20 protein-coding genes and 1 tRNA gene are annotated in these 20,682 nt (G+C 68.7%); 9 read left to right on the forward strand and 12 right to left on the reverse strand.

Going from position 1 to position 20,682, the window contains the following annotated elements; genetic code table 11:
- Nucleotides 1-3: 3 nt before the first annotated feature.
- A complete protein-coding gene (gene valS, locus AAEX60_RS03145) occupies nt 4-2,658 on the forward strand; it encodes a valine--tRNA ligase (protein WP_342101174.1) in 2,655 nt (884 codons plus the stop codon).
- A gap of 31 nt (nt 2,659-2,689) precedes the next feature.
- Entirely contained in the window at nt 2,690-3,496 is an 807-nt protein-coding gene (locus tag AAEX60_RS03150) for a Cof-type HAD-IIB family hydrolase (RefSeq protein WP_342101175.1), read from the forward strand.
- Between the two features lie 294 nt (nt 3,497-3,790).
- Here the strand turns inward: AAEX60_RS03150 and AAEX60_RS03155 are convergent, their stop codons facing one another.
- Nucleotides 3,791-4,099: a zf-HC2 domain-containing protein gene (locus tag AAEX60_RS03155; RefSeq protein ID WP_342101176.1), complete on the reverse strand. Its 309-nt coding sequence runs from the start codon at nt 4,097-4,099 to the stop codon at nt 3,791-3,793.
- A 43-nt stretch (nt 4,100-4,142) separates the two neighbouring features.
- Here AAEX60_RS03155 and AAEX60_RS03160 point away from each other — a divergent pair, with 43 nt between their 5' ends.
- From AAEX60_RS03160 to AAEX60_RS03170, 3 genes are all read left to right on the forward strand, one after another.
- A complete protein-coding gene (locus AAEX60_RS03160) occupies nt 4,143-4,727 on the forward strand; it encodes a sigma-70 family RNA polymerase sigma factor (RefSeq protein ID WP_342101177.1) in 585 nt (194 codons plus the stop codon).
- 80 nt (nt 4,728-4,807) lie between these two features.
- A complete protein-coding gene (gene modA, locus AAEX60_RS03165) occupies nt 4,808-5,632 on the forward strand; it encodes a molybdate ABC transporter substrate-binding protein (RefSeq protein ID WP_342101178.1) in 825 nt (274 codons plus the stop codon).
- Between the two features lie 55 nt (nt 5,633-5,687).
- On the forward strand, nt 5,688-6,473 hold the full coding sequence (locus tag AAEX60_RS03170) for an ABC transporter permease (protein ID WP_342101179.1): 786 nt from the start codon (nt 5,688-5,690) through the stop codon (nt 6,471-6,473).
- 3 nt (nt 6,474-6,476) lie between these two features.
- On the opposite strand, the gene AAEX60_RS03175 is transcribed toward AAEX60_RS03170, so the two are convergent.
- The gene (locus AAEX60_RS03175; protein WP_342101181.1) at nt 6,477-7,715 is read right to left on the reverse strand and encodes an MFS transporter; all 1,239 of its coding nucleotides are present in this window, start codon (nt 7,713-7,715) and stop codon (nt 6,477-6,479) included.
- A 169-nt stretch (nt 7,716-7,884) separates the two neighbouring features.
- Here AAEX60_RS03175 and AAEX60_RS03180 point away from each other — a divergent pair, with 169 nt between their 5' ends.
- Nucleotides 7,885-8,193, forward strand: coding sequence for a hypothetical protein (locus AAEX60_RS03180; RefSeq protein WP_342101183.1), 309 nt, complete (start codon nt 7,885-7,887; stop codon nt 8,191-8,193).
- 66 nt (nt 8,194-8,259) lie between these two features.
- Here the strand turns inward: AAEX60_RS03180 and AAEX60_RS03185 are convergent, their stop codons facing one another.
- Nucleotides 8,260-8,811 (reverse strand): hypothetical protein, encoded by a 552-nt coding sequence (locus tag AAEX60_RS03185; RefSeq protein WP_342101184.1) that lies wholly within the window; start codon nt 8,809-8,811, stop codon nt 8,260-8,262.
- Between the two features lie 333 nt (nt 8,812-9,144).
- On the opposite strand from AAEX60_RS03185, the gene AAEX60_RS03190 reads away from it, so the two are divergent.
- The 3 genes from AAEX60_RS03190 (at nt 9,145) to AAEX60_RS03200 (ending at nt 11,091) form a co-directional block, all read left to right on the forward strand.
- On the forward strand, nt 9,145-10,050 hold the full coding sequence (locus tag AAEX60_RS03190) for a PRC and DUF2382 domain-containing protein (RefSeq protein WP_342101185.1): 906 nt from the start codon (nt 9,145-9,147) through the stop codon (nt 10,048-10,050).
- Between the two features lie 201 nt (nt 10,051-10,251).
- Nucleotides 10,252-10,500 carry a hypothetical protein gene (locus AAEX60_RS03195; RefSeq protein WP_342101187.1) on the forward strand — a complete coding sequence of 83 codons (249 nt, stop codon included), beginning with the start codon at nt 10,252-10,254 and terminating at the stop codon, nt 10,498-10,500.
- 66 nt (nt 10,501-10,566) lie between these two features.
- Complete coding sequence (locus tag AAEX60_RS03200; RefSeq protein ID WP_342101188.1) at nt 10,567-11,091, forward strand: GtrA family protein; 525 nt, start codon at nt 10,567-10,569, stop codon at nt 11,089-11,091.
- A gap of 48 nt (nt 11,092-11,139) precedes the next feature.
- Here AAEX60_RS03200 and AAEX60_RS03205 read toward each other — a convergent pair whose 3' ends face one another.
- The 9 genes from AAEX60_RS03205 to AAEX60_RS03245 all read right to left on the reverse strand — a co-directional run bounded on the left by AAEX60_RS03205 (nt 11,140) and on the right by AAEX60_RS03245 (nt 20,546).
- Entirely contained in the window at nt 11,140-12,060 is a 921-nt protein-coding gene (locus tag AAEX60_RS03205; RefSeq protein ID WP_342101189.1) for an NAD(P)-dependent oxidoreductase, read from the reverse strand.
- A gap of 408 nt (nt 12,061-12,468) precedes the next feature.
- On the reverse strand, nt 12,469-13,743 hold the full coding sequence (gene clpX, locus AAEX60_RS03210; RefSeq protein WP_342101190.1) for an ATP-dependent Clp protease ATP-binding subunit ClpX: 1,275 nt from the start codon (nt 13,741-13,743) through the stop codon (nt 12,469-12,471).
- A gap of 85 nt (nt 13,744-13,828) precedes the next feature.
- Complete coding sequence (locus AAEX60_RS03215) at nt 13,829-14,491, reverse strand: ATP-dependent Clp protease proteolytic subunit (protein WP_446721244.1); 663 nt, start codon at nt 14,489-14,491, stop codon at nt 13,829-13,831.
- A gap of 8 nt (nt 14,492-14,499) precedes the next feature.
- The gene (locus tag AAEX60_RS03220) at nt 14,500-15,066 is read right to left on the reverse strand and encodes an ATP-dependent Clp protease proteolytic subunit (RefSeq protein WP_342101260.1); all 567 of its coding nucleotides are present in this window, start codon (nt 15,064-15,066) and stop codon (nt 14,500-14,502) included.
- Between the two features lie 127 nt (nt 15,067-15,193).
- The gene (locus AAEX60_RS03225; RefSeq protein ID WP_342101191.1) at nt 15,194-16,498 is read right to left on the reverse strand and encodes an AI-2E family transporter; all 1,305 of its coding nucleotides are present in this window, start codon (nt 16,496-16,498) and stop codon (nt 15,194-15,196) included.
- An 84-nt stretch (nt 16,499-16,582) separates the two neighbouring features.
- On the reverse strand, nt 16,583-18,298 hold the full coding sequence (gene tig, locus AAEX60_RS03230; protein WP_342101192.1) for a trigger factor: 1,716 nt from the start codon (nt 18,296-18,298) through the stop codon (nt 16,583-16,585).
- Between the two features lie 151 nt (nt 18,299-18,449).
- A tRNA-Gly gene (locus tag AAEX60_RS03235) sits at nt 18,450-18,520 on the reverse strand.
- Nucleotides 18,521-18,580: 60 nt separating this feature from the next.
- Nucleotides 18,581-19,531, reverse strand: a complete 951-nt coding sequence (locus tag AAEX60_RS03240) for a hypothetical protein (RefSeq protein ID WP_342101193.1) — start codon at nt 19,529-19,531, stop codon at nt 18,581-18,583.
- Nucleotide 19,532: 1 nt separating this feature from the next.
- Nucleotides 19,533-20,546, reverse strand: coding sequence for a hypothetical protein (locus AAEX60_RS03245; protein WP_342101194.1), 1,014 nt, complete (start codon nt 20,544-20,546; stop codon nt 19,533-19,535).
- Between the last annotated feature and the right edge of the window lie 136 nt (nt 20,547-20,682).

Here is a 20,682-nt window from a genome sequence, read left to right on the forward strand (position 1 = left end):
AGCATGACTACTGAACCGTCCAGCACAACGTCCGCACCCACCCCGATCACGGGGCAGGTACCGGACAAGCCCGTGCTGGAGGGGTTGGAGGCCAAGTGGGCCGCGCAGTGGCGGCAGGACAAGACCTACGCCTTCCGCAAGCCGGCCTCCCGGGAGCAGGTCTTCAGCATCGACACCCCGCCGCCCACGGTCTCCGGTTCGCTGCACGTGGGCCACGTGTTCAGCTACACCCACACCGACACCATCGCCCGCTACCAGCGGATGACGGGCAAGCAGGTCTTCTACCCGATGGGCTGGGATGACAACGGACTGCCCACCGAGCGTCGGGTGCAGAACTACTACGGCGTGCGCTGCGACCCGTCGATCCCCTATGACCCCAACTTCACTCCCCCGGCCAAGCCGGACCCCAAGAAGCAGGTGGCGATCAGCCGCAAGAACTTCATCGAGCTGTGCCACGAGCTGACCGCGGTCGACGAGCAGGTCTTCGAGGACCTGTGGCGCACCCTGGGCCTGTCGGTGGACTGGGACACCCTCTACACCACCATCTCCGACGACGCCCAGCGGGTGGCCCAGTTGGCCTTCCTGCGCAACCTGGAGCGCGGCGAGGCCTACCTCTCCGAGGCCCCCACCATGTGGGACGTCACCTTCCAGACCGCCGTCGCCCAGGCTGAGCTGGAGGCCCGGGACTACCCCGGCGCCTACCACCGGATCGGCTTCGGGCTGGGCACGGCGGGTGAGCCTGTCGAAGCCACGTCCGACGACCTCTTCGCGGACAACAAGGTCTGGATCGAGACCACCCGGCCGGAGCTGCTGCCGTCGGTGTGCGCGCTGATTGCCCACCCCGACGACGAGCGCTACCAGCACCTGTTCGGCACCACCGTGACCTCCCCGATCTTCGGTGTCGAGATCCCGGTGCTGGCGCATGCCGCCGCTGAGAAGGACAAGGGCGCCGGCATCGCGATGTGCTGCACCTTTGGTGACCTGACCGACGTGATCTGGTGGCGCGAACTGCAGCTGCCGATGCGCACCATCATCAACCGCGACGGCCGGTTGCAGGCCGAGACCCCGGAATGGCTGGTCAACGGCGATTTCTACGCCGAGCAGATGGCCACCAAGACCACCTTCACGGCGCGCAAGAACATCGTCGAGAAGCTGGCCGAGACCGGGGAGATGGCCGGCGAGCCCAAGCCCACCCAGCGGATGGCGAACTTCTACGAGAAGGGCGACAAGCCGCTGGAGATCGTCTCCACCCGCCAGTGGTACATCACCAATGGCGGCCGCGACGAGGACCTGAAGGCCACCCTGCTGGCCCGCGGCGAGGAGCTGGCCTGGACCCCGGAGCACATGAAGCACCGCTACTCCAACTGGGTCAACGGCCTCAATGGCGACTGGCTTGTGAGCCGGCAGCGCTTCTTCGGCGTGCCCTTCCCGGTCTGGTACAAGCTGGACGCCGAGGGTGAGCCGATCACCGCCGAGCCGATCGTCGCCGACGCCGCCAGCCTGCCGGTGGACCCGGCCAGCCAGTGCCCGCCCGGCTTCGACGAGTCCCAGCGCGGCGTGCCCGGCGGTTTCATGGCCGACCCCGACGTGATGGACACCTGGGCCACCAGCTCCCTCTCCCCGCAGATCGTCACCGGCTGGGAACGTGACGAGGAGCTGTTCGGCCTGACCTTCCCGATGGACCTGGCGCCCCAGGCGCACGACATCATCCGCACCTGGCTGTTCAGCCGCGTCGTGCGGGCCCAGCTGGAGAATGGCCAGCTGCCGTGGAAGCGGGCCACCATCAGCGGCTTTGTGACCGACCCGGACCGCAAGAAGATGAGCAAGTCCAAGGGCAATGTGGTGGTCCCCACCGAGATTCTGGACAAGTTCGGCGCCGACGCCGTGCGCTGGCGCGCCGCGATGGCCCGCCCGGGCATGGACTCCCCCTTCGACGAGACCCAGATGAAGGTGGGCCGTCGCTTGGCGATGAAGGTGCTCAACGCCTCCAAGTTCGTGCTGGGCATGAGCTCCGAGGAGCCCAAGGCAACCGGCCAGAGCGGTCGGGTGGTGAAGAATCCGCTGGACCTGGCGATGCTGGCCAGCCTGGCGCGCGTCGTGGTGCTGGCCACCGAGGCCTTCGACAGCTTCGACTACACCACCGCCCTGGAGACCACGGAGAGCTTCTTCTGGGGCTTCTGCGACGACTATCTGGAGGCGGTCAAGGAGCGTGCCTACGGCGCCCAGGGCGCCGAGGAGGCGGCTAGCGCCCAGGCGGCGCTGCGCACCGCTCTGGACGTGATGTTGCGCCTGTTCGCGCCCTTCCTGCCCTTCGTCACCGAGGAGGTGTGGAGCTGGTTCCAGTCAGGCTCGGTGCACACCGCCAGCTGGCCGAAGGCCGAGGACCTGCCGATCGGCGGCGACGCCCTACTGCTGGAAGACCTGGCCACGGTGCTGATCGCGCTGCGCGGTGCCAAGAGCGCCGCCAAGGTCAGCCAGAAGACCGAGGTGGTCCGGGCCAATCTGGTGGGCCGGGGCGAGGTGCTGGACCGGCTCAAGGACATCGAGGCCGATCTGCGGGCCGTCGGTCACGTCACCGGTGAGGTGCTGTGGGCCGAGGCCGACGAGGACCTACAGGTCGAGGTGGCTCTGGGCGAGCCCCCCGTCAAGAAGGCCTGAGCACATCCCAACAGCTACGGAAGTGGGCAGCGTGGAATCCAAGACCTTCACCACGGTCGCAATCGATCTGGACGGCACGCTGTTCACTCCGCAGCGCGACTATGACCGTCCGCGCTTCGGGCGGATGCTGGCCGCCTGCGAGGCGCGTGACATCCGCGTCGTGATCGCCAGCGGCCGTCAGTACCTGAGCATGCGCACCATGTTCGACGCGCCGGAGCGGCTGGCCTTCGTCGGCGACAACGGGTCCATGATCGTGGACCGTGACCACGAGGTGGTGCACTGCTCCGTCCTGGACGACGAAATGGTGCGCCGCGTGGTGGAGCTGATCGACGACCATCCGGAGATCCGCTCCGTGGCCAGCGGGCCAGAGGGCGGCTGGATGGCGGGTGAGGTGCCGGACCGGATGCGCGTGATCATGAACAGCGCCTACGAGAACCTGAAGAGCGTCGCCAGCCTGCACGAGATCGACGGCCCGGTGAGCAAGTTCGCCCTGGTCACCCGCGAGGGCCAGTCCGAGCGACTGGCCGCCGAGCTGTCCGAACAGCTCGGGGGCGCCTTGGTGCCGGTGACCACCGGCCACCAGGGCATGGACCTGATTGTTCCCGGGCGGCACAAGGCCTTCGGCCTGGCCAAGCTGCTGGAGCGCTGGGGCCGCAGCTTCGATGACCTGCTGGCCTTCGGTGACAGCGCCAACGACGCGGAGATGCTGGCCGCCGCCGGGCTCAGCTATGCGATGGCCGACGCCCAACCGGCAGCCGTCGACAAGGCGAAGTTCCGCGCCCCGACGGGAGCGGAGTCCGGCGTGATGGCGGTCGTGGAGGACCTGTTGGGCTACTGATCCCCGAGCCCGACCCAAAGCACGGTCCCCCGAGCTTGTCGAGGGCGCCGTCAGGCGAGGAAATACCACCGCAGCAGGACCGTTCCGGTTCGGGAGCCGGCTCCCGGCCGCGGCCGTGGATGGGTCTGCCCCCGAGCGGGGAACGAGCGAGGGGTGGTTGGCCGCGGTGGGAGGCCGGACCCGAGCGGGACCCTTCACGCAGACCCCTCAGCAGGCTCGGCCGCCGTGGTGGCGACAGCTCGCAGACCGCGGGGTTGCGACAGCTCGGGGCCTCGGCCGGCCCCTGCCCACCCCTCAGCTGGCCTGCTGTTGACAGGTGCAGGTGGGGCACACGCAATTGGTGCACTCGCACGGGCCGCCGGTGTGGCAGCTGCAGATGTGCGCCTCCGTCACCCCGATCAGGTGCGCGGTGAGGTCCTTGACCGGGCCACCGGCGCTGCGCAGCAGCCGCTGCTGCTCCTCGGCTTGCCGGAACCACTCGTCACAGGCGGGGCACTGGGCCAGGTGGGCCTCCAGCTCGACCCGCGGAATCTCCGGGTCCTCCCCGTCGAGCACCGCCGACAGGGAAGCCCGCCAGCGCTCCGGCTGCCAGCACATCTCCATGGCAGAACACTAACCCAACCCGACGTGACGATATGGTGAGCCCGTGCTGAACAGAGTCGGGCCCCCGGGGCGGGCAGAGCTGGACGAGCGGGTGACCGCCCTGGCGCTGCGGGCCGGCTCCGGCGACCGTCCGGCACTCGGGGAGTTCATCCGGCTCACCCAGGGCGACGTGTGGCGCTTCATCGCACACCTGGCGGGCACCCAGGCCGCCGACGACCTCACCCAGGACACCTATCTGCGCGCCATGGATTCGCTGCCCAGCTTCGAGGGCCGCTCCCCCGCCCGGGCCTGGCTGCTGACCATCGCCCGTCGGGTGGTGGCCGACAAGGTGCGACGCGAGATTGCCCGTCCACAGAGCCCATATTCGCCAGAGTGGCTCACGGCCCACGCCGGGGCCGAGGACGACGCCCTGGTGCTGGTGGAGGCCGCCGCGCTCTTCCAGACGCTGAGCCCGGAACGACGCGAGGCCTTCGTCCTCACCCAGCTGCTGGGCTTCAGCTATGAGCAGGCTGCCGAAGTGTGCGGGGTGCGGATTGGCACCATTCGCTCCCGGGTGGCTCGGGCCCGTCAGGAGCTGGTGGTGGCCTGCGGTGACGCAGAGGATGCCGTGGCGGCAGAAGCGGTCTGAGCGGGAACTTTCCCTCCTCGGGCGACGACTACTGGGCAACACCGTGTAGTCCGTCGTCCTGTCAGGAGCAGAGAATCGACATGTTGACCCGTCGTCGGGTGCTCGCCACCCTTGCCGTCCTTCCGTTGGCCGCCTGTGGAAAGGACGCCGGCACCCCCGCCTCCACCGCGCCGGACGCGTCCGGTGGAGCGTCCAGCAGCGGCGACGTCGTGGTCTACGCCCCCGGCGCCTTGGCTGCCCAGACCAAGAAGCTGGCCGAGGCCTTCGCCGCGGCCGGGCTGGGCAAGGCCACCTTCGAGGTGGGTCACACCCCGATCCAGCGGGAGCAGCTGGCCAAGGGCGCCACGCCCGACGTGTGGATCGCCGCCAACCCGGATGACATGAAGACCACGGCCCAGAAGGGCCTGGTGGCCAAGGACTCGGTCACGCAGTTGGGCCGCACCAAGCTGGTGGTGGTGGTTGCCCCGGACAATCCCGGGAAGGTGGCTGCCGTCGAGGACCTGGCCAAGCCCGGCACCACGGTGCTGCTGGGCGCCGAGACCCTGCCGATCTGGAAGGTGACCGCCAAGTCCTTCGCCAAGATCGAGGCCGGCCAGCCCGGATTCACCGCCAAGGTGATGGCCAATGTGGTCTCCCGGGAGATGGGGGTGCAGCCGATCGTCACCAAGGTGCAGCAGGGCGTCGCCGACGCCGGCGTGGTGTTCATCACCGACCTGCCGGCCGAGAAGAAGGGCTTGACCACGGTGGACATCCCGGACCCGCTGAACGCGATGTTGCCGCTGTCCGCCGCCACGGTGACCGCCGGCAAGAATGCCGTCGGCGGCAAGGCCTTCCTGGACTTCCTGGCCTCCGGCGCGGGCAAGAAGGTGCTGGACGACGCGGGCTTCCTGCCGCCGGCTCCCTGACTCCACTCCGCCGCCTACCCCGTCCAACAGCCAGACCCACTCCCGAGAGCACCCAGTGACCCGAGCCCGTGACCTGTGGCCCTTCGTCGGCCCGGCAGCGCTGCTGCTGGCGCTGTTGGCCGTCCCGGTGGCAGGCCTGGTCTGGGTGGCGCTGACCGGGGATCTGGCCAACCAGCTGGCCGATCCCGCGGTGCATGCCGCGGTCCGGCTCTCGCTGGCGACGACGGCGGCCAGCATGCTGGCGGTGGTGCTCACCGGCACCCCGCTGGCCTACCTGCTGGCCCGACGGCCCTTCCCGGGGCGACGAGTGGTGGAACTGCTGGTGGACCTCCCGATTGTGCTGCCTCCGATGGTGGCGGGCATCGCAATGCTGGAGGTCTTCGGCCGCAACGGATGGTTGGGCCGGCCACTGGCACTGCTGGGCATCACCCTGCCCTTCACCACCACCGCCGTGGTGCTCTCCCAGGTCTTCGTCGCCGGACCCTTCTTCGTGAGGGCAGCCCGGGTGGGCTTCGCCGAGGTCGAGCCGGAGGTGCGGGAGGCCGCCGGCGTCGACGGGGCCGGGGAGCTGCAGTTGTTCTGGCACATCATGGTTCCGGGAGCCCAGCGAGCCCTGCTCAGTGGGCTGGTGCTGGCCTGGGCCCGGGCGCTGGGCGAGTTCGGCGCGACGATCTTCTTCGCCGGCAACCGGGAGGAAGTGACCCAGACCATGCCGCTGGCCATCTTCATCGGTTTCGAGTCAAACCTGGCGCTGGCGGTGGGGCTGTCCTTCGTCCTGCTGCTGGCCAGCCTCGCGGTGCTGGCGGTACTGGCCTGGACCGGGGAACGGTTGGGGTCCTGAGTCTCAGCTCTGGCTGGGAACCGGGTCCTCGGCGCTGCGCGCCGGGGCCGCCTGGGGTGCCGCGGCCGGCGTCACGAAGAAGGCCAGCACCAGCATCACCCCCACCGCCAGCAGGGCGTGCAGCACGCCGGTGTGGTCGCCCAACCAGCCGAGCACCGGCGGGCCGCCCAGGAAGGCGGTGTAGCCGATGGTGGACACCACGCTGATCCGGCGCGCGGCGTGCACGGGATCGTCCGCCGCGGCGGAGATTCCCACCGGAAAGCCCAGGGAGGCCCCGACGCCCCACAACATGGCGCCCAGGAAGGCCACCGTCGCGTCACCGAAGACCACCAGCGCACAGCCGGCCGCCGCCAGGGCCAGCATGGCGCGCAGCACCGGCACCCGGCCGTGGCGGTCCAGCAGCCCGGTGCCCAGCACCCGCCCCGCGGTCATGAAGGTGAGGAAGACGGCCAGGGCCAGCACCCCCGCCCAGTGCGGCAGGTGGTGCCCCTCGACGAAGGCCACGGCCAGCCAGTCATTGGCGGTGCCCTCCGTGAAGGCCGCGGCCAGCACCACCACGCCCACCAGCAGGGTGCGGGGCTCGGTCCACGCGGATCCCGGCGGGGCACCCGTCGTCGCTGCTGCCGCGTCGGGCTCTGGCTGGTACTGCGTGGGCAGGTAGTGGCGCACCTGCCAGACGCACACCCCGACGCACACCAGCATCGCCACCACCAGGTGCAGCCAGACCGGCACCCGGGCGGCGCTGAGCCCGGCCCCCAGCAGGGCCGCCAGCACGGTGCCCCCGCTGAAGGCGGCATGGAACCACGGCATGATGGCCCGGCCCAGGGCGCGTTCAACGGCGGTGCCCTCCAAGTTCATCGAGACATCCCACAGCCCCATGCCCAGCCCCACCAGGAAGAGCCCGGCCATCAGCACCTCCCGGGAGGCCAACAGGTCGATCCCCAGGGCGGCCAGGCCGATCCCGACGGCGGCGATGCCACACCCGGTCAGCACGGCCCGCCCGGCACCCAGCCGATGGGCAATCCGGCCGCTGAGCGGCAGCCCGATTAGGGAGCCAACCGAGACGGCCAGCAGCACCACACCCAACTGCCCCGCGCTAAGTTCCAAGGCCTGCTTGACCTCGGGGATCCGTGAGGCCCAGGAGGCGAACAGCATGCCATTCATCGCGAACACCAGCAGGGTGGCGGTGCGGGCTGCGGCCGCCGCCTCGGAGGGCGGAACTGACTGGTTGGTAGGGCTCACCAGCCAAGGCTATCCGACCGCCGGCGCGGGGTTCTGGCTGCCAGCCCGGGCCTGGTGACAGCCGTCACCGGCCGAGACATGGAACTCGGCGCCGTAGAGCCATGGAATGCTGTCGGTCCGCCCACGGTACGTCGGGCGGAGTTGATCGGCGGTTGCCTAGACTCGGCCCATGCCTTCCTACCGTGCCCAGTTCGAGATCCTTGGTCTGCGCCCCGGCAACCCACCCGAGGCGGTGCTGGACGGGGCCGTCGCGGCGGTACAGGAAAACTTCCACGTCGATGACCGGCAGGTGGACGTGGTGGCCGGAACCGCCCGGATCACGGTGCGGTTCACGGTTCCCGATTCCTCGGATGACGAGGAGGTGCAGCTGGCGCTGATGGCCACCGAGGCGGCCCGGGAGGCGGTCGACCAGGTGGCCCGGATCGGGAGGCACTGGGTGCTGCGCCGGGCGGGCGGCCGCTGGCTGCCGGTGGAGTGATCCTGCCGGTGGGGTGACGTGGGTGGCCGGGTCACCGCCGCCGGGATGGATGATCCCCGGCCGGCGTCAGTCGCAGTTGTCGCAGACGCCGGTCAGGGACATCTGCATGAAGCAGCGCGGGCAGCTGTTGCCCTGCAGCGGCTCCTTCTTGGCGGCGCGTCCCACCGTCGTCTTCTTGGCGGCCGGCGCCGTGCCCACCACGACGGGCTTGCGCGCCGGGGCGGGGGACGACGAGGCGCCCGGAGCAGCCGACGGGGACGCCACCGCCCCTCGCCAGCGGCGGTAGCAGGCCTCGCGCTGGTCGGCGGCGTGCTCCTCGCGATCCTCGAAGTCCACCGGGATCCGGGCGAGCCGGAGGATCTCGTCATAGGCCTGGCCCACACTGCCGTCGCGACGGGTGGCCAGCGCGGTCAGCAAGGGCAGGTTCTCCGCATCGCACTTGCGGGCGATCATCCCCAGCAGCGGTGCGATCCACTTGGCCGTGGGCTGCTTGGTGTTGATCCCCGAGCGCTGCTGCACCAGGCGCGCGAGCTTGGTGTACTCGATGCTCTGCTGGGCCGCGGCGGTCTCCACCAGCAGCTCATGGGCCGCCTGTGCCCAGGCCTTGACCGCACTCACTTGATCGACGAAATCCCCGCTGTCCCTGACCGGCATCTACTCCCCTTGATTGCTCTTCGGCTCCAGTCTTTCGCACGGAGCCCGGACGAGCATACTCGCGCCGCACCCATGCCGTGACCCGGCGGTGTGCCGGCGGCCAGCTGACGCACAGGCCGCGCCACGCGAAGGCACAGATCGGTGAATTGTGGGTCGCTTTGCCACCTATTTTCGCTGACAGCCAAGGCTTTCCGCCTCTGAGCGAAATCGCTTGTCAGTGGCCCGATTCTGGCCCTAGCGTGAATGGTGTCCGGTAAGCGAATCCTCAATGGCTGCAAGCCAGAAGGAGAAATACCCATGACTGAGAACAACCAGTTCGACCGCACCAACGACGTGAACGACTTCGACCGGTACTACGGCACCGTGATCGATTCCGAGGGCCAGAAGGTCGGCGACGTCGGCCAGGTCTACCTCGACGACGCCACCGGCCGCCCCGAGTGGGTCACCGTCAAGACCGGTCTGTTCGGCATGAAGGAGACCTTCGTCCCGCTGCGCGGCGAGCAGATCGCCAACGGTGAGATCCGTGTCCCCTACACCAAGGACCAGATCAAGGGTGCCCCCAGCATCGATCCCGAGGGCCACATCACCGAGGCCGAGGAGCAGGAGCTGTACCGCTACTACTCCATCGAGCAGGAGGCCGTCGCCGGTTACGACGCCGACCGTCGCACCGAGCAGGTCGTTGACCGTGACGTCACCGCCGGTGGCGTGGCCAATCTGGACGCCGCTCGCGCCGACCGCGTCGGCCGTGAGGACAACCTGGCCGATGGCGATGTGGTCCGTCACGAGGAGCGCCTGAATGTTGGCAAGGAGCAGGTGGAGTCCGGCCGCGTCCGGATCCGCAAGCACGTCGTCAACGAGCAGCAGAGCGTGCAGGTGCCGGTGAGCCACGAGGAGCTGCGCGTCGAGCGCACCCCCATCAAGGACGGCGACGTCGTCTCCGATGGCCAGCTGGCCGAGGGCGAGACCGAGGTCGTGCTGCACGAGGAGCGCCCCGTCGTCTCCAAGGAGACCGTGGGCGTGGAAAAGGTCAGCGTCGGCACCGAGAAGGTCACCGAGAACCGCACCGTGACCGAGAACGTGGCCAAGGAGCAGATCCAGGTTGAGGGCGACGGCGTGCGCACCGACCGCGACGAGCAGTTCCGCGACCCGTCGCTGAAGGACAAGATCGAGAACAAGGTGGATGACCTGCGCGACAAGCACTGAGTCCTTCTGCCGGCGGCTCAGCCGCCCGGATGATCTGGAGCCGAGGCCCCGAACCACATGGTTCGGGGCCTCGGCCCATGTGGTGCCTGAGGCACTCCGCGCGACGAATTGCTCCCCCGCCCCGGTGGCTGTCGGTGCCGGCGGCTAGCGTGGACGTCGTGCAAACACCGCCAGCGTCGGCGGACGTGAAGGGAGACCAGCATGAGCGAACACCCGCAGGACCACACCCAGGCCAATCAGGACACCTGGAATGACACCAACCGGCAGGACGTGGAGCTGGACCAGGAGGACTACCGGGGCACCGCCCGTGACGAGGTCGCCATGGACCAGCACGGTTATCGCGGAACCACCCGCGGCGTGGTCCACGAGGACCGGCCCTGGCTGAAGCAGGACGGGGAGGCGCCGGAGGAGGGCGAGGCACGCGAGGCGGCCGCCGACGGCGAGCACTGAGAGCCCCTCGCCGCCCCAGACGTCACCCCGGCGGGTCCATCCCCCCGTCCGGGTAGACTCGGCGACGTGATCACACCGGTGCCATCGACGCCAGCCGTCGGCCCGTGGCGCCGGCGTTTTGACCGGCTTCGCGACGGGATCTGGGGCATCCTGCCCGCCCCGCTGCAGCGGGTGATACCCGCCACCCTGGTGGGCTATGTGTTGATCAACGCCTTCACCTTCTCCACCGACATGGCGCTGCTCACCCTCTGCTACCGGGTGCTGCACATCCCCTACGGCTTCTCGGTGAGCACGGGCTACATCATCGCGCTCGGCCTGGCCTATCTGTTGAACCGTGCCTTCAACTTCGAGTCCCACTCCAAGGTGGGTGGGGAGCTGGTCCGCTACGTCGTGGTGGTGGTGATCAACTACACCTGTCTGGTGCTGGGGCTGTCCAAGCTGCTGCACGGGCTCGGGGTGCAGTTCCAGCTGGCCCGGCTGGTGGCCGCCACCGCAGAGGCGGCCTTCATGTACACCATGATGCGGTTCGTCGTCTTCCGCGGCTCGCGCACCACGTCGGAACGCAAGCCCGGCCCGGACACGGCACACTGATCCGACGGGCCAACGAGCTCGGTCGGAGCGGCGTCAATCAGCGCATCGTCACAGGACGCGGTGGGCCAACGGCTCACCAGCCCGCAGGCGGTTCACCTGACCCACCAGCAGGTCAACCACCCGGTCTTCCATGCTGGTGGACCGGCCCCCGACGTGCGGGGTGATCAGCACCCCGGGGGTACGCCACAGCGGGTGGTCACTGGGCAGCGGCTCGGGATCCACCACGTCCAGGGCCACCCGGATCCGGCCGGTCTGGGCGGCTGCGGTCATGGCGTCGGTGTCCACCAGCGGACCACGCCCGATGTTGACCAGCAGGGCCCCCTGCTTCATCTGGCCGATCAGTTGCTCGTCGAACATCCCGCGGGTCTGCTCCGTCAGCGGGGCCCCCAGGATCACGATGTCGGCCTCCGAGACCAGCCGGGGCAGGTCCTCGGGGCCATGCACCTCGCCCATGTCGTCGGTGCGGGCCCGGGACGCGGAGCGGACGACGGTGCACTCGAAGGGCTCCAGCCGCTTGACGATGGCGGTGCCCACTCCCCCGACCCCGACCACCAGGACCGTCAGCCCCAGCAGACCGGGCGCGAAGCGTTGATTCCACTGCCCCGACGGCTGGTCCGCCAGGTGGATGTGCAGGTCCCGCTGCGCCGCCAACACCAGGGCCAGGGTGAGTTCGGCCGTCGCCCCCTCGTGCACACCGACGGCATTGCTGTAGCTGACACCCTCGGGCAGGTGGCGGTTCACATTGTCGAAGCCGAGCGACTGGGCCTGCACCGCCGCCACGTCCTCCCCCTGCAGGACGTCCAGCACCGTGGCCGGGGACATGTACGGCTGCACGGCCAGATCAATGTGTCCCAGCCCCGACGGGCCGTCCATCGGCCACACGTGCAACTCGGCTTCGGTTCCCAGCAAGGGTTCCAGACGCTCAAGCAGTTCGGGGGTGGGCAGGGTCACGACGGGCTTGTTGGACATGCCGCCAGACTAGCTCGGGCGCCGTGGTCGAGTCCTGTTCGGTGAGGCACGTCGTCGGTCCGGAGCCTCGCAGCGCGGTTCCGCGAGGAGACGCGAGCGAGCGAGCGTCGACGAGACGCAGCGCAAGAGGCTACCGGCCCGACGACGAGCCGACCCGTACAACTGCACCCAGGGCCTCGACAAGCTCGGCCGCCGTGATTGGTCCCTGCCACATGCTTGGGACCGTGGTGAGGTTCGTCGTCGGGTCCGGGAGCCTCGCAGCGCGGTTCCGCGAGGAGACGCGAGCGAGCGAGCGTCGACGAGACGCAGCGCAAGAGGCTACCGGTCCGACGACGAGCTGACCCGTACAACTACACCGAGGGCCTCGACAAGCTCGGCCGCCGTGGGTGGGACCCTGTTGCCGGCAGATCAGGCGCTGAGGCGGTTCTTGTTCCGGGCCACCAGAGTGGGCGGGGCCTCACCGCGGACGCAGGCCCCGGTCACCACCACCTGGCTGATCGCCTCCTGGCTGGGCACCTCGAACATCACGTCCAGCAGGGTCTCCTCCAGGATGGCCCGCAGACCACGGGCACCGGTGCCACGCTCCAGCGCCTTGTTCGCCACTGCCTCCACGGCGTCGTCGGTGAACTCCAGCTGCACCCCGTCCAGCTCGAACATCTTGCGGTACTGCTTGACCAGGGCGTTGCGGGGCTCTGTGAGGATCCGGGTCAGTGCCTGCTTGTCCAGCGGGCTGACGCTGGCCACCATTGGCAGGCGGCCGATGAACTCCGGGATCAGGCCGAACTTGTGCAGGTCCTCGGGCGAGACCTGGCTGAACGGATCGGCGATCTCCTCGCGCGCGGCAGGGCTGGTGTTGAAGCCCAGCGGGCGCTTGCCGATCCGGTCATTGATGATGTCGTCCAGCCCGGCAAAAGCGCCACCGACGATGAACAGCACATTGGTGGTGTCGATCTGGATGAACTCCTGGTGCGGGTGCTTGCGGCCACCCTGTGGCGGCACCGACGCCACCGTGCCCTCCAGGATCTTCAGCAGCGCCTGCTGGACGCCCTCACCGGAGACGTCGCGGGTGATCGACGGGTTCTCGCTCTTGCGGGCCACCTTGTCGATCTCGTCGATGTAGATGATGCCGGTCTCGGCCTTCTTCACGTCGAAGTCGGCGGCCTGGATCAGCTTGAGCAGGATGTTCTCCACGTCCTCGCCCACATAACCGGCCTCGGTCAGGGCGGTGGCGTCGGCCATCGCGAAGGGCACGTTGAGCATCTTGGCCAGGGTCTGGGCCAGGTAGGTCTTGCCGCAGCCCGTCGGGCCGATCATCAGGATGTTGGACTTGCCCAGCTCCACCCCGTCATCGTCGGCAGAACGACGGGTGGGGGCGATCCCGGCCGCGGCCTGAACCCGCTTGTAGTGGTTGTAGACGGCCACGGCCAAGGTCTTCTTGGCATCGTCCTGGCCGATCACATAGGAGTTCAGGAAGTCCCGGATCTCCGTCGGCTTGGGGAGGTCGTCCAGCAGGCCGACGTCGCTGCCCTGGCTGAACTCCTCCTCGATGATCTCATTGCACAGATCGATGCACTCGTCACAGATGTACACGCCAGAGCCGGCGATCAGCTTCTTGACCTGCTTCTGGCTCTTGCCACAGAAGGAGCAGGTGAACAGGTCACCCGATTCCCCGATGCGTGCCATGCGACTTTCCTTTCAACTCTTGACCAACCCTAACCGGGCCGGGTTCCACCCCGCGTGAGGTCGCGGGGTGGAACCCGGGGTGTCGTCAGTCGGGGTCCTTCAGCGAGGTCAGGATGTCGTCGACGATGCCGTATTCGACGGCCTCCTCGGCGGTCAGGAACTTGTCGCGCTCGATGTCCCGGCTGATCTTCTCGATGCTCTGCCCGGTGTCGGCGGCCAGCATGTTCTCCATCAGGCTGCGGATGCGCAGGATCTCGTTGGCCTGGATCTCCAGGTCCGAGCTCTGCCCGTAGGTGCCCTCGGTGGCGGGCTGATGGATCAGGATCCGGGAGTTGGGCAGTGCCATCCGACGGCCCTTGGTGCCGGCAGCCAGCAGCACGGCCGCGGCCGAGGCGGCCTGGCCGAGGCAGACGGTCTGCACGTCGGGCTTGATGTAGCGCATGGTGTCGTAGATGGCGGTCAGGGCCGTGAACGAGCCGCCGGGGCTGTTCAGGTAGATGCTGATCGGCCGCTCGGAGTCCATCTGCTGCAGGCACAGCAGCTGCGCCATCACCGCATTGGCGATGTCGTCGCTGATCGGGGTGCCGAGGAAGATGATCCGCTCCTCGAAGAGTTTGGTGTACGGATCCACCCGGCGCATGCCGTAGGAGGTGCGCTCCTCCCACTGCGGGATGTAGTACTCCATCGACGGGCCGGCCGGGGCCAGCCCACCCGGCATGGCCGGCATGTTCATCTGGGGCATGGTCATGGCGGTCCTCACTGGTTCGGGGCGTCGGCGGTGATCTGCGACGCGCGCTCGTAGACGTGATCGATGAAGCCGTAGTCCAGCGCCTGCTGCGCGGTGAACCAACGGTCGCGGTCCGAGTCCGCCTCGATCTGCTCCAGCGGCTGACCGGTGTGCTCACTGATCAACTCGGCCATCTGCTTCTTGATGTGCAGCGACTGCTCGGCCTGGATCCGGATGTCGGAGGCCGTGCCGCCGATGCCGCCCGACGGCTGGTGCATCATGATCCGGCTGTGCGGCAGGGCGTAGCGCTTGCCCTTGGTGCCGGCGCTCAGCAGGAACTGGCCCATGGAGGCGGCCAGGCCCATGGCCACGGTGGCCACGTCATTGCTGATCCACTGCATGGTGTCGAAGATCGCCATGCCTGCGGTCACCGAGCCGCCGGGGGAATTGATGTAGAGGTAGATGTCCTTGTCCGGGTCCTCCGCGTTCAGCAGCAGCAGCTGCGCGCAGATGGCATTGGCGTTCTCGTCCTTCACCTCGTCGCCAAGGAAGACGATCCGGTTGGCCAGGAGGGCCTGGTAGACATTGTCGGTCATCCCGAAGCCACCGCCGACGCCGGCTGCGGCGCGCGGGGTGGGGTCAGTTGCAATTTCGTTCACCCCTGCAACCTACCCTCAGATGGCGCCAAAACAACGATGGCCACAGGGTGTTCGCTGTTGGCGTTTACACACCTTCTGGTGTAGCCGGCGCGGGCAGTGGCTCCCCGTCGCTGATCCGCGACGAGATCAGGGTGTTGGCCCACCGGGCGTCATTGTCGATGTCCACCAAGAGCGCCTTCACCAGCAGGGAGAGCGGCAGCGCGATCAGGGCCCCCAGGCCGCCGAAGACATAGCCCCACAGCAGCAGCGAGAGGAAGGACAGCGTGGGGGTCAGGCCCACCGCGTCACCGGCCACCCGAGGCTGGATGATGGACTGGATGACGAAGTTCACCACGCTGTAGGCCACCACGACGATCACGGCCGGCTTCCAGCCGCCTTCCACCAGCGCCAGGAGGGCCGGCGGGATCACGCCGATGAAGAAGCCGATGTTGGGGATGTAGTTGGTCAGGAAGCTGAACAGCGCCCAGACCAGCGCCAGCGGCACCCCGACGCCGATCAGGATGACATAGTCCACCACCGCCACCACCAGGCCGAAGACGGTGCTGACCAGCCAGTACTTGCGGATGCCCTGGGCGAACAGTTCCAGGCCGTGCACCAGGCCGGGGTGGGTTCGGGCGGCGGCGGCCATCCGGTCCTCGATCTGGATGGCGTCCATCACCATGAAGATCAGCGTGGTCAGGATCACCACCATCAGGGTCGCCACCCCGCTGGCATTGCTCAGCACCCCGGTGACGACGCTGATCACGCTGTTGGGGTCGATTCCCTTCAGGGCCTTCACCAGCACCGTCTCGTCGAAGCCCAGCCGGGCCAGCAGGCCCAGCGTCTGCTCGTAGAGCGCGGTGAACTGGTCGGTGTACTTGGGCAGCTCCCCCACCATGGCGGCGACGCCATAGCTCAGCCCGAACAGGATCAGGCCCAGCGCCAACAGCACCGCCAGCCCGGCCAGGATCGAGCCCAGCCAGCGGGGCGCCCCGATCCGCACCAGCACCCGCTGCAACGGATAGGCGGTGATCATCAGGTTCAGGGCGAAGAAGACGGGCGCCACCAGGCTGGCCAGGTCCTGCAGTTCCCGCAGCGCCACCAGCGCCGCCGCCAGGCCCAGCATCACCAGCACGATGCGCGGCATCGAGCGTTGCCGCTGGGCGGACCACTGGCCCGCCCCGGGCTCCGTGCGGGCCGGGGTCAGCGGAGAGTGGGGCTCCTGCTCGTGCACCACGACGCGATGCCGGGCCGCGGAGCGGTCCGTGACGCGACGGGCGGCCTCTTCCGGCGTCTCCGGGCCCAGCGGACGATCGGCCGAGACCTGCCGCAGAACGCTGGGATGGGGCCGTGATGCCTGGCGGACCCGGCGTTGCAGCTTCTCGAACACGAGGGACTCCTGGGAGGTGCGGGCGGCGACAACGAACTGGGCGCCGCGCGGTTGCGCGGCGCCCAGTCTATGTCTTGCTGCCGGTCAGGCCTCGGGGGCCTCGTCGGTCTTGTCCTCCGCCTTGTCGGCAGTGGGGGCGGCCTTCTTGGCGGCGGTCTTCTTGGCCGGAGCCTTCTTGGCGGCCGTCTTCTTGGCGGGGGCCTTCTTGGCGGGCTCGGCGTCGGCCTCGTCGGCCTTGTCCTCCGCCGGGGCGGCCTTCTTGGCGGCGGTCTTCTTGGCCGGGGCCTTCTTGGCGGCCGTCTTCTTGGCAGCGGGCTTGGCCTCGGCGTCGGCCTCGTCGGCCTTCTCCTCGGCCGGGGCCTCGTCGGCCGGCTTGGCGGCGGCCTTCTTGGCCGGAGCCTTCTTGGCGGGGGCCTTCTTGGCCGGCTTGGCCTCGGCCTCGTCGTCCTCGTCGGACTCAATCAGGGCGCCGTCGGGGCCCATCTTGGTCAGGTCGACCGTCGCGCCGGCGGTGTCGGCGATGCTGGCCTCGTTGACCATCTTGGCCAGCGCCTTGGAGCGACGAATCTCCTGCATCCACTCGGGCAGGTGGTTGTGCTCCTGCATGTGCTGGATTTCCTGCTCGGGCGAGGTGTTGTTCTGCTGCGCCTTGGTGAAGATCATCTGGGTGAGCTCCTCCTGGCCCACCTCGAACTCCTCGTCGTCGGCCAGCTTGTCCAGCACGATCTGCGCCTTGAGGGCGTCCATGGAACGCTTCTCGATCTCGGCCCAGAACTCGTCCTCGGTCTCCGCAGTCTCGTCCTCGGCGTCGGCCAGGTACTGCTCGACGCTCAGGCCGGCGGCGGCCAGCTGCTGGTTGACCTGGTCCTTGCGGGCCTGGATCTCGGCGTCGACGAGGTTCTTCGGCAGCTCGAAATCGGTCTTGGCAATCACGGCCTCCAGCACCTTGTCCCGGGCATCGGCGGCCTGCTCCAGGCGGGCCATGTTCTCCAGGGTGCTGCGCATGTCGGCGCGCATCTCGTCGGCCGTGTCGAACTGGCTGATCATCTGGGCGAACTCGTCATCCACCTCGGGCAGCTCCTGCTCCTGCACCTTGGTGACGGTCACCTTGATGTCGGCCTGTTCGTCCTTGTGGCCGCCGCCCAGCAGCTGGGAGGTGAAGGTCTTGCTCTCGCCGGCCTTCAGGCCGATGATCGCCTCGTCCATGCCCTCCAGCATGCCGCCGGAGCCCACCTTGTACTGGATGCCCTCGGCGGTGGCGTCCTCCAGGACCTCACCATTCTGCGAACCCTCCAGGTCGACGGTGACCAGGTCACCGGTCTGGGCGGCGCGCTCCACGTCGGTGTTGGTGGCGAAGCGCTCACGCAGCATGTCGAGGCGCTGGTTGAAGTCGTCGTCATTGACCTCGATCGGGTCCACCTCGACGGAGATGTCGTCGAAGGCCGGCAGGTCGAAGGCGGGACGCACGTCAACCTCGGCGGTGAACTGGACGTTCTTGCCGTCCTCCAGGTTGGTGACGTCGATCTCCGGCTGGCCCAGCGGGACCAGCTCGTGCTCCACCACGGCCTGGCCGTAGGCATTGGGCAGGGCGTCGTTGATGGCCTCCTGCAGCACCATGCCGCGCCCGAAGCGCTGGTCGATGATGGCCGCGGGAACCTTGCCCTTGCGGAAGCCGGGGATGGTCACCTGCTGGGCGATCTCCGCATAGGCCTTGTCCAGGCTCGGCTTCAGTTCCTCGAAGGGCATGTCAATGGTGAGCTTCACCCGGGACGGGCTGAGCTGCTCAACAGTGCTGGGCACAGGTTCTCCTGATCGTCAGATTTTGCGCAAATGGCAGACCGCCCAATCGTAGCGAGCATGGTGGCGCTGGCAAACCGACGCGCAATTGCCGGGCCGACGGAAAGGACCGGGGAATGCAAACAGGGCCCGGTGTGACCGGGCCCTGTGACCGAGCGGATGACGGGAATCGAACCCGCGTAGCTAGTTTGGAAGACTAGGGCTCTACCATTGAGCTACATCCGCAGCGCACCTGAGGGGCTCGTGAAGTCTAGCCGATCCGCGCGGGCAGCGGCCAATCAGCGGCTACCGGCCGCGGTAGCCGACCAGTTCCGGGGCCGCCACCACCGCGTCGCACTCCCCCACGACGGACTCTTTCACCCCGCGCTGGTGCCAGTACTTCTGCGCCGCCGCATCCCAGTACAACTCCCCCGCGTCGTAGTAGCTGCGTTGCGCCACCATGCGGCGCGCAGCGGGATCCTTGGCGGCGCTGGCCATCCCCGCGGACAGGCATTCGGCCTGCAGCTCCCGTCGTCGGCTCCACGGTGCGGGTTGGTCCTCGACGCCCATGGTGAGGACGTCCTGGCCGGCCCGGACATGCACCTGTTCCTGCAGGACGCCGGCCACCATCCGGCCCAACTGGGCGGTGATGTCCCCGGGTTTCCTGCCCCACAGGTCAAATCCGTCGTGGAGATGGAAGACGCCGGTGGTGGGGTTCCAGGTGACCCCCTCCTTGCCGGTGCAGTCGGCGCTGGTGAAGTTCTCCTTCAGGCCGCAGTGGTGCAGCCTGACCCGGGTGGGCTCGATGGCCCCGTGGGCGGCCAGCCATGGCCGCCAGGCGTCCAGCAGGCAGTTGGCATAGGCCTCGCTGCGACGTTCGATGGCGGCATAGCTGGTGAGGCCAATCACCGGCGGCCGGCACGAATGGGCCGGGAAGCGGGCCTGCCTCAGGTCCCGGGCCAGCTGTTGGCTCTCCAGATCAATGCCGGAGTAGTCCACCTCCGGGCTTCCCCGGCCGTCATCGGGGCCGAAGCGCAGGGTCTTGAAGGCGGGGCGGTAGGGAGCGACCGGGCCGGTGGGCTTCGTGGTGGGGGCCTGGGCCGGCGGGCTCGCGGCCCCGCTGGGTCCGGCCGTCGACGGGCCGGGCTCCGTCGGGTCCGGCAGCAGGGCGTCGGGCACGATGACGCAGCCCGCCTGCAGGCCGGTGGCCAGCAGGATCGCGGCCAGCGCCGCGGCGGTCCTCCTCGCACGAGCCATCTCAGCCCTCCCCGCGGTAGGCCACCAGGTCATCGGTGGCCAGGTTGGCATTGCACTCCCCAACCCGGCCCTTGGCGGCCTGCTGGGTCCAGAAGCGATGGGATTTCAGGTCCCAGTGCTCGGCGTCGGACCCGAACACGCTGTCCAGTGCGGCCTGCTGCACCCCGCTGCGCTGGCTGGACCTGGCCACCATCGCCACCGACATGCACTCCACCTGGAGCTCGGCCCGTCGGGAGAGCCGCAGGTTGTCCGCCTCCGCGATCCCCAGGATGAGCGCCCGCTCCCCGCCGCCCGCGGGCCGGACATGGAATTGCAGGATGTGGCCCAGTTCATGGGCCACCACGAACTCGATGGCCAGGTCCCCGTAGCGGCCCGGGGTTGCGCGGGGAGCCAGGTAGATCACGTTGTCCGGATTGGCCCGGCCGAAGAAGTCGTCCGATTCCCGGCAGGACTTCTCCCCCGAACGCTCCGGCCGGCCGCAGTGGTGCAGGCTCACCCTGGCCGGGTTCTGCGCCCCGTGCTGCTTCAACCACGGGCGCCAGGCGTCCAGCAGGCAGTTGGCGTAGGTCTCGGCATTCTGCTCCAGGGCGGTGATGCCGTTGGAAGCCGCCAGTTTGCAGGCGTGGGCCGGGAAGGCGGCCGCATTGATCTGGTTGGCCAGCGTGAGCGAGGCCTGGTCCACCCCCGAGTAGTCCAGCACGGACTTCTTGTTCTGCTCATTCCACGCGGCCACCGGCAGGGCGGAGAAGCCCGGCCGCCACATTCCCGACGGCTGCTTCGGCGGAGCCGGGGAAGGAGCCGGGGAAGGGGTGGCCGAACCCTTGGCGGGCGTGCTGGGGGAAGGGGTCTGGGGCTGCTTGGTGCCGGCGCTGGGAGCCGGCGCCGTCCTCCCCGTCCAGACCGACGAGGGCACCAGCACCACCAGCAGGAAGACCAGCACCAGCAGCAGCCACAACACGGCCTTGACCAGCGCCGTCACGGCCCGGGAGAGACCTCGCAGCGCGGCGGTCAGCATCTGGTCTCCCGGGTCACGTCGCCATTCTCCCGCGTGGCGGGGGCAGCCGGCATTGGCGTCCGGCGCCCACCAGCGAGTCCGCAGCAATCACCCCTGCCAGGCACAGTGAAGTGTGCCCACACCCCTGTCGCGCGGG

This window comes from Luteococcus sp. H101, assembly GCF_038433155.1.
Taxonomy (GTDB): domain Bacteria; phylum Actinomycetota; class Actinomycetes; order Propionibacteriales; family Propionibacteriaceae; genus Luteococcus.

Coding starts and splice junctions, on each gene's coding strand:
- AAEX60_RS03190 (WP_342101185.1), top strand. CDS start 9,145: ATGACTGAGAACAACCAGTTCGACCGCACCAACGACGTGAACGACTTC.
- clpX (WP_342101190.1), bottom strand. CDS start 13,743: ATGGCACGCATCGGGGAATCGGGTGACCTGTTCACCTGCTCCTTCTGT.
- AAEX60_RS03245 (WP_342101194.1), bottom strand. CDS start 20,546: ATGCTGACCGCCGCGCTGCGAGGTCTCTCCCGGGCCGTGACGGCGCTG.
- AAEX60_RS03205 (WP_342101189.1), bottom strand. CDS start 12,060: ATGTCCAACAAGCCCGTCGTGACCCTGCCCACCCCCGAACTGCTTGAG.
- AAEX60_RS03215 (WP_446721244.1), bottom strand. CDS start 14,491: ATGACCATGCCCCAGATGAACATGCCGGCCATGCCGGGTGGGCTGGCC.
- AAEX60_RS03195 (WP_342101187.1), top strand. CDS start 10,252: ATGAGCGAACACCCGCAGGACCACACCCAGGCCAATCAGGACACCTGG.
- modA (WP_342101178.1), top strand. CDS start 4,808: ATGTTGACCCGTCGTCGGGTGCTCGCCACCCTTGCCGTCCTTCCGTTG.
- valS (WP_342101174.1), top strand. CDS start 4: ATGACTACTGAACCGTCCAGCACAACGTCCGCACCCACCCCGATCACG.
- AAEX60_RS03180 (WP_342101183.1), top strand. CDS start 7,885: ATGCCTTCCTACCGTGCCCAGTTCGAGATCCTTGGTCTGCGCCCCGGC.
- AAEX60_RS03220 (WP_342101260.1), bottom strand. CDS start 15,066: ATGACCGACAATGTCTACCAGGCCCTCCTGGCCAACCGGATCGTCTTC.
- AAEX60_RS03155 (WP_342101176.1), bottom strand. CDS start 4,099: ATGGAGATGTGCTGGCAGCCGGAGCGCTGGCGGGCTTCCCTGTCGGCG.
- AAEX60_RS03240 (WP_342101193.1), bottom strand. CDS start 19,531: ATGGCTCGTGCGAGGAGGACCGCCGCGGCGCTGGCCGCGATCCTGCTG.